We start from the raw sequence: 18,013 nt of genomic DNA, 5'->3' as shown, positions 1-18,013 counted from the left end.
TCATGATTTTTTATACATGTATTACATTTTCTTTATTCTCTACTACCACTTTCTTCTTATTGCCACCAACAATTATGTTCAATGATACTCTCTTCCAGTGATCAGGAAGTCTTGGCTCGATACTTTTTATTTCACCATTCTTCAATGTTATACCCAGGAATCCATGTAGGAATGCGTACCATACCCCGCCTGCTGCTCCAACATGGAATCCATGTTCAGTATTTCCATAGATATCATTTAGGTCTGTTTCTGCTGCTCTAATAAAGTACTTGTAAGCTAGATCTATCAATCCGAGGCGGGCAGCTAAACCAGCATAAAATGGTAGTGAAAGCGATGAAGCATGTGTGGTCCTCTTAACATAGTACTCAAAATTCTTCCTGATAACATCTTTCTTGAACTCATCGTAGAGGATAAACATCGCAGCAACAACATCGGCTTGCTTAACTAACTTTGTTTCTTCAACTCTATTGAGAATCTCTCTTGGAACGCATTGTTCACCAAAACACTCATCTTCAATAACGTAATCTTTGAGCTCCATATAACCTTCGAATTCCTCACAAAAACCATCTTTATTGCAGGGTATGTAGATCTTGTCTCTTATTTCCTTCCATAAATTAACTTCGTTGAGAGTTATACCTAGTTCTCTAACAACTTGCAACCACTTCTTCTTTCTCCGTGAGGCATAATAATATCTTATGGCTAGATCCATATTCTTCTTAACAAGAATATTTGTATAAAAACTATTATTTACATGTCCATGGTATTCATCGGGGCCCATCACTTTCTCCAATACGTAGAATCCATTCTTCATCTTTACACGACTAGCCCAATACCTAGCAGACTCAAATATTATCTTCAAACCACATCTTTCCATGAAGTAGTCGTCTCCTGTAGCATTGTAATAATAGTCTACAGCAAAAGCTATATCAGCCGTAATATGTTCTTCCTCTATACCAGTATAGATCGGTATCTTCTCCTTGCCAAGGACATCGAGAGGAATCTCGTTAGGTGCTGCCTCATAACCATCGTCAGCACATTCCCACGGGAATCTGGCTCCATTATATCCAAGGGATCTAGCATACTCTATTGCCTTACCGAGAAGATTACATCTATAGTTAAGCACCAATCTACCTGCTTTGCCAACTATTAGCGTGTAGAACGGGAGTGTATAGATATCTGTATCCCAGAAAACATGCCCTCTATAACCTATGCCATGTAGTCCGCGAGCAGGGATCATAATATAATCCTTCTCATCATCAACTAACTGTAGTAGATGAAATGCATTAAACTTCAACAACTTCTCAGCGTATGGGTCACCTTCTATAGATAAGTCTATTTCTCTCCAAATAGACTCCCATGCTTCAACATGTTCTTCATATACGGTATTCCATCCTTTATCTAGAGCATCAACAAGTACATTCAATGCATTCTCGAGAACATTATCTACATCAATATTTCTTACCACACTAATGTATTTTGTAAACACATGTTCATCCCCGTCATTTACATCAAGAATAATAGATTCTCCAACAACATTGCCCGTCTCTATGAAAATTCTCTCGAAATCATTTCTTCCACTAGGTCTTAGAAGCGATGCTATACCGACTCTATATTTTTTGTCATGAGTCTCAACTATAACGCCAACACCTTGCTTGCTATCAACTTTGTCCAGAACTTTATAGTGTCTTATAGTAACGTGTTCAGGAAAAGAAGGATTTGTCTTATCAAGTTCTATTGGTGATATAATGGTTAATTTCCCATTAAAACCCATGGTTTTTATCTTGAAACGAAGCCCTGCAAGAAACTTATTCTTCTTATGGACTATTCTCGTACTTTCATAGAGTACTTTCTTGCCTCCACGCTCCCAAGTAATCTTCGTTGATAAGACACCTTTGTTTATATCTAATATACGCTCTATGTGGTACTTAGCTTCTTTACTGAATACCAAAGGTTCCCCATTAACTATGATATATACTCCGATAGGTCTTGGGAGATTAACTATTTCCCTATAGTAAACCGGAGCGTAATCGTATACATTACTGACAAAGATTCCATACCGTGATGGTATAAGCTCTAGTTCTCCACGAATAGAAAACCTACCATTAGCTAGAGTAAGTAATGTACCCAACTTTTCTTCCATACGGTAATCAAGCTTATTTTGTTTGTAAATAAACTTCATTTTAAAATACACCCAAGCTCTTTGATCAGAACCAGGGGGTTAAGGTCTTTGAATTCTTTAACAACAAGATCTGCTCCAGCTTCAAGTAATTCATTACCACCATAGCCAACGACTTTTAAGCCAAGTTTCTTACCAGCTTTGACTCCCGAGGGTGCATCGTCAAAAACTATAGCACAGTCTATTGTACCATAGTTTTCTTTAACATACTCTACAGCATTCTTGAAAACCTCTTCTTTAGAGCGGCCTGTCCCACTAACATCTATATCAAATAGGTTTGCCAAGACGCCATAGCCTTTAATGATAACTTTGTAAGCTATGGGGCTAGCGTTTTTCGAGGCAGAAGCAAGTACTTGAATTATGCCTTCTCTCTTAGCCCGGATAATGAAGTCTATAACACTCCAATTAACTTCATAGACACCTCTCTCAATGAGCTCGCGAAAGACTTTATTCTTGAAATTAGTAAATTCTCTCAAAAGCTTCTTCTTAGATTCACTGTCTACAAGACCTTTTGCTTTATAGACTCCCAGAAGCTCTAAGATCGCATGCCCCCCTTCAAATCTCGGGCGTCCAGCTACATGCTTTAAGTAGAAATCATGTGTAAAACCCTTGGCACCATATGTTTCAGCAGCAATCCTCCATGCTTCCTCATGAGGAGTAAACACTATGACACCATCGAAATCCCATATAAACACGTAAATCATGGAAGTACCCTACCTTCATAGCTCCTTGTCTCTGCACTACTATACCAGAACAATAATATACTACCAGTCTGTAGTATATAAAAAATATGTATATTTGAGTACTATATAGAAGAGAAAGGGCACATGAGAGTGCCTGGAAACAACTCATACCATAAGATTATCTTGTTATACAGAGTCTGAACGGAGTGTGAAAAATATGAATGTAGATATCGAGGAGATTATTGCTAAACTCAAAACCCTTGGTTTATCATCTTATGAAGCTAAAGCCTACATTATACTCTTACGTGAAGGAGTATTAACTAGTACAGAGATCGCTAAAAAAGCCCATATACCTCAACCAAGAGTATACGATGTACTTCATGGACTTGAAGAAAAAGGTCTTATCGTGTCTAGTGAAGGTAGACCTAAGCTTTATCGTGCGATAGAGCCAAAAACTGCCTTACAAAGACTTGTTGAAAAAATACAAGAGAAAATTAAGGAGAGCTACGAGAATGTTGTTGGTTTACTTGAGGTTTTAAGCAAGGAGAAACCTAGGCCTGGCACAGGTATAATATGGAGGCTTGAACCATTAGCCAAGATAAAGAATAGCATAATCGAAGCCATTGAGGCGGCTGAGCACGAGCTTCTAGTATCATGCTATAAGCATATGTTCTCATTCATAGAGAAACCATTGATCAAAGCATACAAGAGAGGTGTCTCAACATGTCTTGTCACTTATGACGAAATAGAGCCCATTACCTATGTCGACGAACACAGGATCAAGAAGACTTACGGTATAGTTGTCGCGCTTCCTGATAGGAAAATGGTGGTTTTTGCTACAGACTGGTATGAGCCCTCAGAGCATACTCCTTCGGGGTACTATACTGAAAACAAGGAGCTAGTCAAATTATTCACAGAATACTTCCTCCACAACATAAGAGATTTAGCTAAACCTGTCTACACCGCTTTTGGAGAAAAAGTCTTTCTAAGAAGGTTTGTTAATGTACCCAGAGCCATAGTAATGATCGACTCCTTAAAGAAGAAGGGAAGAAAAGTAGTTGTTAGAGTCAAAGGAAAACTCGTGAAAAATAAGAAACCGATAGTAGTTGAAGGAGAACCTATTGACACACTCTATGATGTCTATGCTGGTATTGCAAGAATAATTGTTAAGACAAGTACTGGGCTAAAATATAGCGTAGGAGGATGGGGTGCTTATCTAGAAGATATTGAATCTGATGTCATAGAAGTTATATCCTAGGAGTACACTTCGTATAATCATATTTTTGTAGAAGATGTTTTGCTACTTCTTATTAAATACTACTACGTTCTCTTATACAATAAAGAGTATATAGATTATGTTATTTAATCAAGAGTATTGTATACTACTTTTTCACAACAGAAGATCAGTTATATTACTCATTACGATAAAGAATTTATACTACCCACTGGTAATAAGTTCTTGTCAGATACTCAAGTTCTCCATGGGGAGATAGGTCTTGGCCAGATCTAAAGCCCTGGCAAAAAGTATCATAGCCTTAATTGTTTTAGTCATAATTATTGCTGCAGCACTAGCAGGATGGTACATATGGACTCAGATGCAACGACCAACAGAAAAGATCTATATTAGATTTGCTGGATGGAGTGCTGGAGAAACAGAAATGAAGAATTATGAAAAAATAATATCATTATTCCAAGAACAACACCCCGATATAATAATAAAGTATGAAGTTATTACACAGATGTTTCATGAGAACATTTTAGCGTCATATGGTGCTGGAGTCGCACCTGACGTATTCTATCTTGATTCATCATGGGCGCCCATATTCATTGATAAGGGAGCTGTTTTACCAATCTCTGATTATGTTGATGAGGAATTCATAAACCAGTTCTATAGCTTCCTACTAGAGCCTTTCAAGGGAGCTGACGGGAAAATCTATGGTCTCCCCAAAGACTGGAGTATGTTAATGTTATTCTATAATAAGAAGTTGTTCCAGCAAGCAGGCTTAACTAGACCTCCTGACACATGGGATGAACTTGTAAAGTATGCTGAAATCATAACTAATAAGACCGGTGTACCTGGACTAGCAATATACCTTGGCGGCTTCAACAGGTATATGCCTGTTGCGCTAAGTAATGGAGCTCCTAAACCATGGTTTGATAGCCCTGATGACGCATCTTGGTTTGACCACCCTGTTGTTAGAGAAACTATGGAATGGTATATCAACCTCTACTTAAAGGGTAAGATTGAGAGAGAGCAGAAGGGATTACCTCCATATGTTGTCGCGCCAAGTGATGTCGGTGCAGGATGGCTTGGCGACGCTTTTGGTAGCCAGAAAGTAGCCATGGTCATTAGTGGGAACTGGATGATACCATTCCTTGCAGACCAGTACCCAGACTTCAAGTTTGGCGAAGACTGGGACATTGCTCCTGTGCCAAGAGGAACAAAAGGAAGAGTAACTATGGCATATACAGTTGCTCTAGCAATAAACTCTAAGACAGAGAACCCTGAGGCAGCTGTTGAGTTTGTGAAATTCGTTGTAGGCAAAGAGGGACAGAAGACTCTCGTTGTCAAAATGGGACACACACTACCATCGATCAAAGGGCTTGAAAATGATCCAGATATGTGGCCTCAACACAGGAAATCTCTATCGTTCCTAGACGAGTACACTATGGTACAAATATTCCTGTGGGGACCAAAGTCTGGCGAATTAGAATCAAAGATAAGTGACATCATGGCCGCTGCTATGAGAGGCGAAATTACTATAGATGAAGCACTAGAGTCTATGAAACAAGTTGTACAAGAAATGTTCCAGGGCTAGATAAGCTCTCGGGGGACAAAATAAATGGCTAAACCTATATTCAAATCCCAAATATTTTTTGAATCAAAAGAAATAGTTCAGAAGAAATTCTCGAAGATAATAGTTAAGAAAAAGTACCGTGAAGCCCTATCGGGTCTTCTTTTAGTCTCCATCGCCACCCTCTTAAACTTTGTCTTTGGATACTTTGCTGCTCTCTTCGCAGTTTACTTAAGCTTCTTTGAGTGGAATTACATAGGCCCCATGAAGTTTGTTGGTCTTAAAAACTATGAGATCCTTCTACGCGATCTCTTAAGAGGAATCTCGGGAGCACATTACTTCCTAGCACCATTCTATACAGGCTTAAAGAATATAGTTTTGTATACACTAATAGTTGTCCCTACACAAACCTTTCTAGCAATGGTGCTTGCTGCTTTCGCTAACCAGAAGATCAAGGGTGTACAATTCTATAAAGTATCATACTTCCTGCCAGCCGTGACATGCCCAGTAATAATATCACTTATATTCATATGGTTATTTATGAAGTACGGATTCATAAACTATATGATACAATTAATCATACCCGGTTTTGCTCCAGATTGGATACATGACAAGAACTACTTGCTCTACGCCATAGCATTAGTAGCAATATGGGGTACAAGCGGCCACTTCATGGTATCCTTCCTGGCTGCCATGCAGTCAATCCCGAGAGAACTATATGAAGCAGCAATGCTGGATGGAGCAGGGCCTATCCGGAGATTCATATACATAACTATACCTATGCTCAAACCTATGATTGTTTATGTAGTTGTTATGGGAATGATCGGTGCTCTGCAAATGTTCGATCTAGCATGGGTTATGGCAGGACCTAGTGGAGGGCCAGGTGGCGCAGGCTATACAATGGCCCTCGACATATATCGTGAAGCCTTTATAAACCTTAGACCTGGTGTAGCAGCCGCCAAAAGTATGTTCCTGTTCACACTAATCTTTGTATCAACATATATTTTCCAGAAGAAGTATAAGGTGGTGCCCCGATGAAGATTAAAAGAATCTTATCTAGATTTGCTTGGAAAATACTTGTATACACCGTGCTAACAGTATTTGCTTTAGTATACTTAACTCCTTTCATAAGATCATTTATTGCATCATTTATGACATGGGAGCAGGCTTCACGTTATCCGCCTGAATGGATCCCTGATCCATTTACTTTAGAGAACTACATTAAGGTGTTTAGGCTAGAGCTTTTCCCTAGATGGATACTTAATTCAGCTATCTACGCCGGGTTAATCGTGGCCGGTAACATATTATTTACTAGCATGGCAGGATATGCTTTCGCTAGACTAAAGTTCCCTGGCAAAGATGCTTTGTTTTCAGCCTTACTAGCCCTTCTCATGATACCTGCTTTTGTAACTCTCGTACCGAACTACATTATAGTCTATAGGCTTGGGCTTATCGACAACATACTAGGACTAGCTCTTCTAGGATTAGCCAATGTATCAAGCATATTCCTTATGAGACAATACTTTCTCTCATTACCACAAGACGTATTTGACGCAGCTAGATTAGATGGTTGTGGTCCTGTTAAGACCTTCTTCTACATAGGCTTGCCTTTAGCCAAGCCTGCTCTTGGCGCAGTAGCTGTATACCAGTTTCTCGGTGCATGGAATGCTTTCCTTGGCCCACTAGTCTTCCTTAGATCCCCTGAAAACTTTACGCTTCCAGTAGGACTTAGTTTTGCTTTTCAACGCAGCATGTGGACAGAATATACTCCGATCATAGCTGGGTCACTTATAGCCGCTGCTCCAACAATACTCCTCTTCATAGCATTAAACAAATACTTGATCAGGGGAATTGTTATAACAGCAGGTAAGGGGTGACCTTGGATTGGCTAGAGTTTTTCTCAAGAATGTAACTAAGCGCTTCGGGAAAGTAGTAGCTGTTGACCACGTAACATTAGAGGTTAGAGACAAAGAGTTTATGGTTCTGCTTGGCCCCAGTGGATGCGGTAAAACAACTACACTAAGACTAATAGCAGGACTTGAAGATCCCGATGAGGGAGAGATATGGATTGGTGAAAGACTAGTCAATGAAATCGATCCTGTTGAAAGAAATGTAGCTATGGTTTTCCAAAGCTATGCCCTCTATCCTCATATGACGGTATTCCAGAACATAGAATTCCCATTGAAGATGGCTCGTGTACCTAAGGAAGAACGTAAACGTAAAGTCATAGAAGTTGCTAGATTCCTTGGCATAGAGAATCTATTGAATAGATATCCAAAGCAATTAAGTGGTGGCCAGCAACAACGTGTAGCTTTAGCTAGAGCTATTGTTAGAGAACCGGAAGTATTCTTGTTAGACGAGCCTCTCAGTAATCTCGATGCAAAACTTAGAGTTAAAATGAGGTTTGAGCTACGTAAATTGCTCCACGAGAAATTAGGGATTACAACGATCTATGTTACACACGACCAGGTAGAGGCTATGACCATGGCTGATAGAATAGCAGTAATGAATGAAGGTAAAGTAATGCAAGTAGGTACTCCAATAGAGGTCTTTGAGAAACCAGCTAATATGTTCGTGGCAGGTTTCATTGGAGTACCTCCAATGAATTTTATGGAAGGTACTTTAGTAGAAAAGGAGAATAAGCTATATCTCGATATAGGAGAAGTCTCCATAGAGATCCCTAGTGTATATAAAGAACCTCTAAGTAAGTACGTTGGTAAAAGCATTGTCTTGGGAGTTAGACCCCAGGACATAATTGTTTCAACAAAGCCTATGGAAGGTTATTATAAAGGTAGAATAGTAGGCTATGAGCCTCTTGGCACCGAGACATACATACACTTCACAGTAGGTAGACTAACAGACTATGTTGCCGTGGTTAAAGGGAACATACAACTCGAACTAGGAGGTATAATATACTGGACACCAAGACCTGACAAACTGTATTTCTTTGATAAGAATACGGGGAAAGCAATAACATAAATCAATACGCCTATTTATTATTACATGCCCAAATACAATTTCATAGAATACCCCAAGTGCTATTATAGGAGCGTCTATGACTGTATATATTATGGAATGCCTATCTAAGCTACTTATCTGGGGTCTAGATAGATGAGTTGTGATAGAGTTTATCCAACTAAGCCTATTATAGGTGTTGGAGCAGTAGTTATTGACTGCAACAAGATACTACTTATCAAGAGAGGGCATGAGCCATGTAAAGGATGTTGGTCTATTCCAGGTGGTGTTCAGAGAGTTGGCGAGACCCTTGAACAAGCTGTTCTACGCGAGCTATATGAAGAAACAGGAATCAAGGGTGTTGTAGAAGGTATTCTGTGGATCGATGAAGCTATTATTCTTGATGATAACAAGAAGCCAAAGTACCATTACGTGATAATTGATTTCCTCATTAAACCCCATAGCCTAGAGGTCACTCCTGGAGGTGATGCTGTTGAAGCTAAGTGGTTCCCAATAGATACAGACTGGAGTAAACTAAGGACGACACTTACCATGAAAAAACTGCTTAGCTATATAAGAGAACATGGAATAAAACCATTACCTTACACAAGAGCTGTTATTGTTAGCGAGAAATAGTGAAATACAAGATAGCTATGTTGCCGTGCTTAATCCACTGTTCTTCTCTACATAAAATCTCGTCAACTACTCCTATGTCAATAGAATTATAGTACACTTCGATGGGCTCTTCTCCAATGTTTCTGATATACCCTTCTAAGCCATGTTCAAGAGATATTATTGAACCGACTAATACATTCAGATTACTTATATTTAGTTTATCAATCGTAGTTATTGGTGAAAACAACATGTACTCGCTGCTGTTCTTTAGTATAGACCGTATTATGTCATTAATCACTATGGCTTCACCTTGATCAAGGTAGCCCTCGTCTAATGGTGTTTGCGGCACGGTAATTCTTGTCATATTGATTTCTCTATCGACTATATTGCTTAGAAACATCGGTAAGGTGTTTTCTGTTCCACTAATAATATATTTATCATGAAGAGCAACTGTTTGCGTTAAATAGATAATTTGTTTGTATCCCGTTGGCTTTACCTGTTCTACTGCACAAGAATCATAATAGTATTCCTCCATGACTAAGACCAGAGGTTTTGTAAGTAAGTAAATGTATCCGGCATTAGCTTCTATTCCTACATCCATGTCCATAGCTATCCTAAAATCTCCTTTGAGGCACGGTCCCGCTATATACTGTCTGAAGGATCCAGTACTTGTATTTTCTACTACAATATATGTATGGAAACTAATGTCTCCAACACCGTTATACGTCATAACAATTCTTGTTTTAACATCGCCCTTAGTCTGCTGAATAGTAATTACTGGTGTCTTCAAGAATTTTTCTCCATGATATACCGATGTTACATTACTACCTAGAGTATTCTCCATATCATCTAATGTGATCACCTTGGTTATTAACCAATAGTATCTCCTCTCGCAAATCCTATTTTCCCAAATCTTAAGCTCCAAGCCTTTCTCTGTGAGAGGAACAACCACGGTCAAGTCTACTATGATTTTCTTCCCTGAAGCAATTACGAGAGGATTGTACGTTATTGTTCTTAATGGCACTCTTTGGAGAACATAACCTGTAGATGGATTGTATATGTATAGTGAGATGAGAAGAGGAGGCTCAAGACTAACACCATGTTCTGTGATATATTTTATCCAGGAGTCAACAACATTTTTTATATCATCGCTTTTGATGAACAATACATTACCTAGAACCCTCCCCTCATACACTGTGACAATACTCTCTTCACTACTTCCTGGAGGCATAACAGCCCATACTTGAGCATAGAGAGATAAACCAAGGTTTTCGGCAGTAAACACTCTACCCTTATCAGATAAAAGCGTTATATGTATCTCTACCCCAGGCCATGGTCGTATAACATAGTTGAGAAGCATGGGTACGAGAAAAGAGCCTGCGATAAGTAGTGCTAGTAATGCCGACAGAAAGCCCTTAGCAAGTGGACTAATCACTTTTATCACCATCAGTATATGATATGTTAGGTATCAGCTATAACATTATAATATTAAAAACAGATACAATGATATATCTTTGCCTATGGGCTGGTTATACCTTGTATCACCTTGTATCAATTTAGTTTAAAATTACAATAACCGATATTGAAATAACGTTTAATAAACACATAATTGTGAGATTATGTATTATTTTAAAAATATTTATGTTATGCAAGAGCCTTACCTGTTGTTGCATCGAATAGTACTATTTTGGTCCAGTCTGGCTTGAGGTATACTATGTCGCCAGTATTGAATTTCCCTCCTTTCACTAGCTTTATCTTGACCAAAGATTCTTCGCCGCCTGGGTTTATATCAACGTTCAATATAGTCTCTGAACCCAGGGGTTCTACTACAAGTACTTTTGCTTTGATCGAGTCTTCTACAGGCTCCTTGTAGACATCCACGAACTCTGGTCTCATTCCCAACAGTATTTTCTGTTCGGGTTTCACATACTTTGCTGCTTCACTCGGGATTTTTCTCTCGAAACCTGGGCACTTGAGTTTATATCCTTCTTTCGTTTCTTCTACAATACATTCAATAATGTTCATTGGTGGGGCGCCAATGAATGTTCCCACAAACACATGCTGGGGCTTCAGGTAGATTTCATCTGGTGTGCCAACTTGCATTACTTTTCCTTGGTTCATTACTGCTATGCGGTCAGCCATACTTAGTGCTTCGGCTTGGTCGTGCGTAACATATATTGTTGTTATGCCTAGTTTCTTCTGGAGTCTCTTGATCTCTGCTCTCATCGCAAGCCTAAGCAGTGCATCTAGGTTTGATAATGGCTCATCCATAAGCCATACTTTTGGTCTTCTTATAAGAGCTCTTGCCAATGCTACTCTCTGCTGTTGTCCACCGCTTAACTGTCCTGGTTTTCTATTCAATAACTCCTCTATTCTGAGTAGTTTAGCTACCTCTAGGACTCTCTTTTTAATATCCTCTTTTGTTAAACCTAATTGCTTCTTCTTGATCGCCAACGGGAATGCTATATTGTCGAAAACTGTCATGTGTGGATAGAGGGCATAGTTCTGGAAAACCATTGCTATATCTCTGTCCTTGGGCTCGGTGAAAGTTACGTCCACGCCATCAATGTATATTCTTCCTTCATCCGGGTACTCGAGCCCAGCTATTAGTCTTAGTGTCGTGGTTTTACCGCATCCACTGGGGCCTAGTAAGACGAAGAACTCTTTGTCTTTAATCTTTAAATTCACGTTGTCTACAGCTACTACCTTACCGAATCTTTTTGTAACATTTTCTAATACTACTTCACCCATATGGATCACCCCTTACCCGAAGCCCATCCAATCATACCTCTCAAGTAGTACTTCTGAAGGAATACGTAGATGAGGAGTGGAGGGAGCATTGCTAATATGGAGCCTGCAGTTAAAAGACCCCAGTCAATATGATATTCTCCCTTGATCGTGACTACTTTTTGTGTAATAACCATTTTGTCGGGACTGTATATGAACATTAATGCGAAGAAGAAGTCGCTCCAAACCCATGTGAACTGTATTGCCGCTGCTGACGCTATTGCTGGAAGGCTTACTGGCAACACTATCCTGAAGAATATTGTCAGATATGATGCACCGTCTACACGTGCTGCCTCCTCTATCTCCTTGGGCAACATGCTGAAGTAGTTTTTCATGAAGAATGTTATCCACGCTATACCCCATGCACTATGGATTAGTATCAAGCCCGCTAGTTGGTCTAGTAATCCGAATGACTTCATCATGAAGAACAATGGTATGACCATGGTCTGCTGTGGTACAGCCATTATGAACAGTATTAGTACAAACAAGTAGTTTTTCAATGGGAAGCTGAATCTAGAGAACCCGTATGCCATCATAGCTGCTATTATTAATGGGATTATGGTGCTTGGTATCGTTATTATGAACGAGTTCATGTAGCCTCTTGACAGGTCATATAACGGGTTCTCAAGTACTTCCACATAGTTCTCGAAAGATATGTGAGCTGATGGCGTCCACCATCCATGTATCACAACTTCACTATATGGTCTAACAGATGTCATGAATAATCCTATGAATGGCAGCAACCATATGAATGCTACAGTCCAAGCTATAATATTGCTTATTATTATTGATGGTTTTAATATTCTCCTAATCCTATTCTTTAGGTATTCCTTTTTTAGAGAGACGTGCCTAAGCACTTCTCTTCACCACCCTCTTTATGAATATTGTTGCTGGAACGAGGGTTAGGAGAGTGAGAATAATTGCTGTTGCAGCAGCTCTTCCATAGTCTAATGCTCTAGCAAAATACAACCACATGACTAACGCCAAAACTGTAGATGAACCGCCTGGTCCTCCTTTAGTTGCAGCATAGACTATGTCGAATATCTTCAGGTCCCATAGCATGGTCATTACTACTACTGTTAGTGTCGCTGATCTTACTGAGGGTGCAACAACTTTATAGAAGATCTGCCACGTTGATGCACCATCAATTTTCGCTGCTTCTATATAGCTTTGCGGCAAAGAGTCTATTGCTGCAGCGTGTATCGTTAAGCTAAATCCCGTCCATAACCATATTGAGCCAAGTATCAGTGATAGCAGTGCAGTATCTGGATATGACGTCCATGTCTTGTCTAACATTGTAATCCCTAGGAACCCGAAAAGTCTTGGCACAATGCCTATGTATTTATCGAACATGAATCTTATAATAAGTCCTCCTATAACCATTGGGATAACCATTCCTATGAACATTATCGACTTGACAATAGATCTTCCGTAAACCATTTTCAACATGTAGGCTAGTATTAAACCTAAGAATGTCGTTAAAGGCAGGTGAATAGCTATCCATACAAAGTTATGTATTAAAGCACCCCATGGTGGTGGCCTAGGCATATCCTCTAGTTTAATAAGTGCTTTATCCGGCGAACTCTCTGAGATTACAGCAGCATAGTTATCTAAACCAATACCGTTATCAGTAACAAAGCTTATGTATAAAGTCCCTATGATTGGCGTTATCACAAAGATCGCAATCATTATCAAACCTGGGCTCATGAAGAATAGTGCATGCTTTATTTCTCTCATTGTTAGTGCTCGTAGATGCTTCTCTCTCGACACAATTAATCACCTGAAACAGTCTTCATAATGTATCGTATAAGTAAGACCGTTTAATCTAGTGTGGTTGTGAAAGAAAACCTGTGGTGGAAATAAGAGGTGGAGTAGTGGGGGGAAATGTAAAAAGTTTTGATTTTTATTTTTCACCATGAGGTTTTCCTCATAGTGCTTGTGGTTTTCTGTTATTCTCGCTGCCTTTAGGAGCTTGGGAAGTTCTCTGTGAGAGTGTTTAGTACTTCGTCTAGTTTGTCTGGTTCAACCCATAGTAGTTTTAGCTGGTCCCAGAATAGTGTCTGCCAGTCACCACCAACGCTGTCGTCTAGGTCTGGTAGTATGGCCAGGTTAAGCTCTTTGATCTTCCTGTAGACTTGCTGCATTGGACCCCATAGCTTGTCTTCTGGCACCTTTGTCCATGTTGGTATCTTACCTGCTGGTTGTGCAGCATGTATTTCTTGTCCTTTGGTTGCTAGGAACTTGAGGAAGTCAAGAGCCTCTTCCTTGTGTGCAGCAAACTTTGGTACGAATGCGTAGTCAGCTCCTCCTACGACGCCCTTGCAGCCTGGTAGTGGGAAGAAGCCTAGGTCGTTGGGGTCGTCAACCATACCGGTAATCCATGTACCCATGAAGTATAGACCGTACTCGCCGTTCCACCACTTTGAGACAGCTGTTGTCCACTCGATTGGCTCGCTGAAGTAGCCATTCTTTATTAATGGAACTATGTAGTTCTCGAAGATCTGTTTGACTTGTGGGTCGTTGAACTTTACTTCACCTTTTATAAGCTTTAACTGTAGGTCTGTTCCACCGAATGTGATGATGAAGTGTTCAACAATATCGCTTATAGGCCATCCTACGCTATCGCCTGTTACGATCGGGTTCTTGACACCCTCGATATTCTTTAGCTTATCTAGTAAGCTCATGAATTCATCCCAAGTCTTGGGCTCCTGTAGACCGTGCTGCTGGAAGAATGATTTCCTGTACCAGAATCCTGGCTTAAGCCACATCGTGAATGGTACTCCCCAGAGCTTGCCATCCCACTTAACTTTGTCGACAATACCTGATACATACTCGTCTTCGTTAATGAGGCCCGTGACTTCTTCTACATAGCCTTTCTTAGCCATCTCTACAATCCACCAGGCCCATGGCGTGATTATGACGTCTGCTGAAGAGATTCCTGCTGCGAACTGTGCAGGCATCACTGTTGCTAGATCCTCTGCTCTCATGACAACATACTTTATCTCAATGTCTGGATGCTCTTTCATGTACTCATTGATAACTGCTCTGAAGTATTCCTCTTCTTTACCAGACCATGGGCCGTAGACTACTAGTGTTACCTTGCCTGGTGCTCCTGTTTCTTTTAATGTCTTCACTTCTTGCCATAACATGAAGGTGAATGCAATACTTGCTATAGATAATATGATTGCTACTATAGCTATTCCGGCTAGAACCTTAGTTTGCGCGATCACAAGAAACCACCTGTCCACGTGTATCCTACCATTTTGTTTTATAAGAGAAGATATAAAACCTTTACTACTATTATTATCTTTAAACGCCTTTCATGGTTTAGTTAAATAATATAACCTTCTGAATTAGATACATAAAATAAATTACTGGCTAGTGGTAAAGTCTGTCTAGATAAACGTAAAGGCAGGTACATGTTATACAGTATTCTAACTCGGCACTACTACAGGACATAAAATACATGGTCTAAACAATCAAGTAATAAAAATGATTTATTGACCAGAAATACAGAGTTCTCGTTTAAATTTCCTTTAAAAGATATAATGTCTTGAGTAAGACTACATTGTTATTGCACTGTTAGCTCTAGGTACCTAGATTCAATATCTTCTATTGATGCACCTATTCCGCCTGCACTTATAATGTTTCCTTCTTTATCTTCAATGTATATTGATCTTATACCACCGTCGTTAGTTATTAGTAACTTTTTAATATAGCCTTCAACTTCTACTGGTTCATGTGTTTTTACCTTAAAGCCCTTTATTTTAGCAAAGACGTTATACCCGTTTTGTAGTGCTTTCTGTATGATGTCTAGTGCAAGCCAGTGATGGGCTGTCCTGTATGTTGCTCCTTTTTCTACATCGAAATCCTTGATTTTCTTTGCTAAACGCCAGTACCCATGGTAAAAAGACTCATTGGCCAGGACAATGAGCTCCCACTCGGCTGAATGTATTACATAGTTTTTGCCGAATAGCATAAGGTTTGATAGATCCACCTCAAACATGTTTACTATTCCTGTAGGCAGGATTTTTACTTCAATGTTCTTTGTACGCTCAACAATTTCCTTGATACTAGCTGGTATATCTTCAGAGATAACAGCTATTCCGAAGATACTACTTTTCTTTGCTGCTAATGTCTTCGCCAAAGTGTTGATTACTTTCTTCAGCACATTTACGTTGAGAGATGTAAATCCATCTGTATCCATGCTCGTTATCATATGCCTCATTCTCTCGACACCAACATCAATATTGTACATCATCCATAGAACAGGTTCTCTTTCCCCTTCAGACTCCTGGTAGTAAGATGATAGTTTCTCGACAACAGCATTAGTCAACTCCGTTAACTCGTTAATCCTCTTTCTCACATAGTGTATTAAAGAGATCCTAGGTGGTAGTGCACGATACTTACGGGGCCTCCCCATTCTTACCTCGATCAAGCCTTTCTTCAAGAGGGATTCTAGTACACTATAGATTCTTGGGAGAGGGATACCCGCTTTAGAAGCTATTGTTGGAGCTGTTTCTTCTCCAAGCTTGAGTATTGTTAGATAAGCTTTTAGTTCATAACCACGTATATCTAGTTTCTCGAGGGCTTCACGTATCATATGTTCCTCGTCTTCAGGGACCATTGGCTATCACCAATGAGTCTTCTCGAAATAACTACCAGTTAGTAAATATTTTCCGATATCATTAATAAGTTAGATATGGAAAGAATATATATGTGGCGTACTTAAATGATTAATTAAACTGTGGAGAGACGCCTTGATAGTAAAACCTAATCAGAAGAGAAATATCTGGGATTACAAGGATATTGTTGGAACACCTGTTATAGAAGAGATCATTAATGTCGCCAATAGCCTCAAAGGATTGAAGGTAACACATGTAAACTCTACATCATTCGGAGGCGGTGTAGCAGAGATTCTCCATAGTCTAGTACCCTTAATGAATAGTGTTGGATTAAATACTGAATGGGAGGTAATCGAGGCTCCTCAAGAATTCTTTAATGTTACTAAGAAGATCCATAATGCACTTCAAGGAGCTCCTATTGATCTCAGTAAAGATGAGAAGAAACTCTACCTAAGTATAAACAAGCGCAATGCTGAGGAAGTATTGAAGCTACATGGAGAAGCAGTTATAGTTCATGACCCCCAGCCTCTTGCGATCAAGAAGTATTCGAGCAACCATAGGAAATGGTTATGGAGATGCCATATAGATTTAAGTAAACCGTATGAACCAGTATGGTCGTTTATCAGGGATCTACTCAATGGATATAATGCTTCAATATATCATATGAAGGAGTATATACATCCCGGGACACCCACTCCAATAAAATACGTTATGCCACCATCAATCGATCCATTAAGCGACAAAAATAGAGAGCTAGACCCCGATACAGTATATAAAATATTAAGTAGATACGATATCGATCCCGAGAGACCCATCATAACACAGGTAGCACGCTTTGATCCTTGGAAGGATCCTATTGGTGCAATCGATGTTTACAGGCTTGTGAAAAAGAAGATACCAGGAGTACAACTACTTCTCATAGCCAGCATGGCTTCTGATGACCCTGAGGGATGGATTTATTATGAGAAAACTGTAAGGCATGCTGGCGAAGACTATGATATACACTTCTTGACTAATCTAGTTGGCGTAGGCCCCCTTGAAGTGAATGCTCTTCAGCGTGCTTCGACAGTAGTGATTCAGATGTCTACACGTGAGGGATTCGGGTTAGCTGTAACAGAGGCTTTATGGAAAAAGAAACCCGTTGTCGCTAGACCTAGTGGTGGTATAAAACTACAGGTTATTGATGGATATAATGGTTTCCTCGTTAAGGATGTTGCCGAAGCTGCTGAGAAGATAATCTATTTGATAAAGAACCCTGATCTAAGAAGAACCATGGGTGAAAACGGCTACAAGCTCGTTAAAGAAAAGTATTTGATAACGAGACACCTGTTGAACTACCTGAAAATACTAGACATGGTTTTCAGAACATAAAATATC

The 18,013-nt window shown here is 39.6% G+C and carries 15 protein-coding genes; 7 read left to right on the top strand and 8 right to left on the bottom strand.

The genetic code is table 11. The annotated features are described in order from the left end of the window. Nucleotides 1-10: 10 nt before the first annotated feature. Complete coding sequence (locus J4526_06130; protein WFO74656.1) at nt 11-2,179, bottom strand: glycoside hydrolase family 65 protein; 2,169 nt, start codon at nt 2,177-2,179, stop codon at nt 11-13. Continuing rightward, on the bottom strand, nt 2,176-2,880 hold the full coding sequence (locus J4526_06125; protein WFO74655.1) for an HAD family phosphatase: 705 nt from the start codon (nt 2,878-2,880) through the stop codon (nt 2,176-2,178). Before J4526_06125 ends, J4526_06130 begins: the two co-directional genes overlap by 4 nt. Nucleotides 2,881-3,076: 196 nt before the next feature. Between J4526_06125 and J4526_06120 the strand changes: the two genes are divergently transcribed. The 6 genes from J4526_06120 to J4526_06095 all read left to right on the top strand — a co-directional run bounded on the left by J4526_06120 (nt 3,077) and on the right by J4526_06095 (nt 9,245). Continuing rightward, nucleotides 3,077-4,117, top strand: a complete 1,041-nt coding sequence (locus J4526_06120; protein WFO74654.1) for an Rrf2 family transcriptional regulator — start codon at nt 3,077-3,079, stop codon at nt 4,115-4,117. Nucleotides 4,118-4,355: 238 nt separating this feature from the next. Next, the gene (locus tag J4526_06115) at nt 4,356-5,678 is read left to right on the top strand and encodes an ABC transporter substrate-binding protein (protein ID WFO74653.1); all 1,323 of its coding nucleotides are present in this window, start codon (nt 4,356-4,358) and stop codon (nt 5,676-5,678) included. Nucleotides 5,679-5,702: 24 nt separating this feature from the next. After that, on the top strand, nt 5,703-6,692 hold the full coding sequence (locus tag J4526_06110; protein WFO74652.1) for a sugar ABC transporter permease: 990 nt from the start codon (nt 5,703-5,705) through the stop codon (nt 6,690-6,692). Next, entirely contained in the window at nt 6,689-7,531 is an 843-nt protein-coding gene (locus tag J4526_06105) for a carbohydrate ABC transporter permease (protein WFO74651.1), read from the top strand. The genes J4526_06110 and J4526_06105 overlap by 4 nt, the downstream gene beginning before the upstream one ends. A 7-nt stretch (nt 7,532-7,538) precedes the next feature. Then, on the top strand, nt 7,539-8,633 hold the full coding sequence (locus J4526_06100; protein WFO74650.1) for an ABC transporter ATP-binding protein: 1,095 nt from the start codon (nt 7,539-7,541) through the stop codon (nt 8,631-8,633). A 132-nt stretch (nt 8,634-8,765) separates the two neighbouring features. Beyond that, a complete protein-coding gene (locus J4526_06095; protein ID WFO74649.1) occupies nt 8,766-9,245 on the top strand; it encodes an NUDIX hydrolase in 480 nt (159 codons plus the stop codon). Here J4526_06095 and J4526_06090 read toward each other — a convergent pair. The 6 genes from J4526_06090 to J4526_06065 form a co-directional block, all read right to left on the bottom strand. Continuing rightward, nucleotides 9,232-10,659 carry a hypothetical protein gene (locus tag J4526_06090; protein WFO74648.1) on the bottom strand — a complete coding sequence of 476 codons (1,428 nt, stop codon included), beginning with the start codon at nt 10,657-10,659 and terminating at the stop codon, nt 9,232-9,234. The genes J4526_06095 and J4526_06090 overlap by 14 nt on opposite strands. 209 nt (nt 10,660-10,868) lie before the next feature. Then, nucleotides 10,869-11,975, bottom strand: a complete 1,107-nt coding sequence (locus J4526_06085; protein WFO74647.1) for an ABC transporter ATP-binding protein — start codon at nt 11,973-11,975, stop codon at nt 10,869-10,871. Nucleotides 11,976-11,980: 5 nt separating this feature from the next. Further along, nucleotides 11,981-12,730 (bottom strand): carbohydrate ABC transporter permease, encoded by a 750-nt coding sequence (locus J4526_06080; protein WFO76357.1) that lies wholly within the window; start codon nt 12,728-12,730, stop codon nt 11,981-11,983. 130 nt (nt 12,731-12,860) lie between these two features. After that, nucleotides 12,861-13,748: a sugar ABC transporter permease gene (locus J4526_06075; protein ID WFO76356.1), complete on the bottom strand. Its 888-nt coding sequence runs from the start codon at nt 13,746-13,748 to the stop codon at nt 12,861-12,863. A 227-nt stretch (nt 13,749-13,975) separates the two neighbouring features. Next, nucleotides 13,976-15,160 carry a carbohydrate ABC transporter substrate-binding protein gene (locus J4526_06070; GenBank protein ID WFO76355.1) on the bottom strand — a complete coding sequence of 395 codons (1,185 nt, stop codon included), beginning with the start codon at nt 15,158-15,160 and terminating at the stop codon, nt 13,976-13,978. Nucleotides 15,161-15,582: 422 nt separating this feature from the next. Next, complete coding sequence (locus J4526_06065) at nt 15,583-16,638, bottom strand: hypothetical protein (GenBank protein ID WFO74646.1); 1,056 nt, start codon at nt 16,636-16,638, stop codon at nt 15,583-15,585. A gap of 313 nt (nt 16,639-16,951) precedes the next feature. Between J4526_06065 and J4526_06060 the strand changes: the two genes are divergently transcribed. Then, on the top strand, nt 16,952-18,007 hold the full coding sequence (locus J4526_06060; GenBank protein ID WFO76354.1) for a glycosyltransferase: 1,056 nt from the start codon (nt 16,952-16,954) through the stop codon (nt 18,005-18,007). The last annotated feature ends 6 nt before the right edge of the window (nt 18,008-18,013 follow it).

It is taken from the genome of Desulfurococcaceae archaeon MEX13E-LK6-19, from assembly GCA_029637525.1.
Taxonomy (GTDB): Archaea; Thermoproteota; Thermoprotei_A; order Sulfolobales; family Desulfurococcaceae; genus MEX13ELK6-19.
This window is presented reverse-complemented; position numbering and strand designations above follow the sequence as displayed.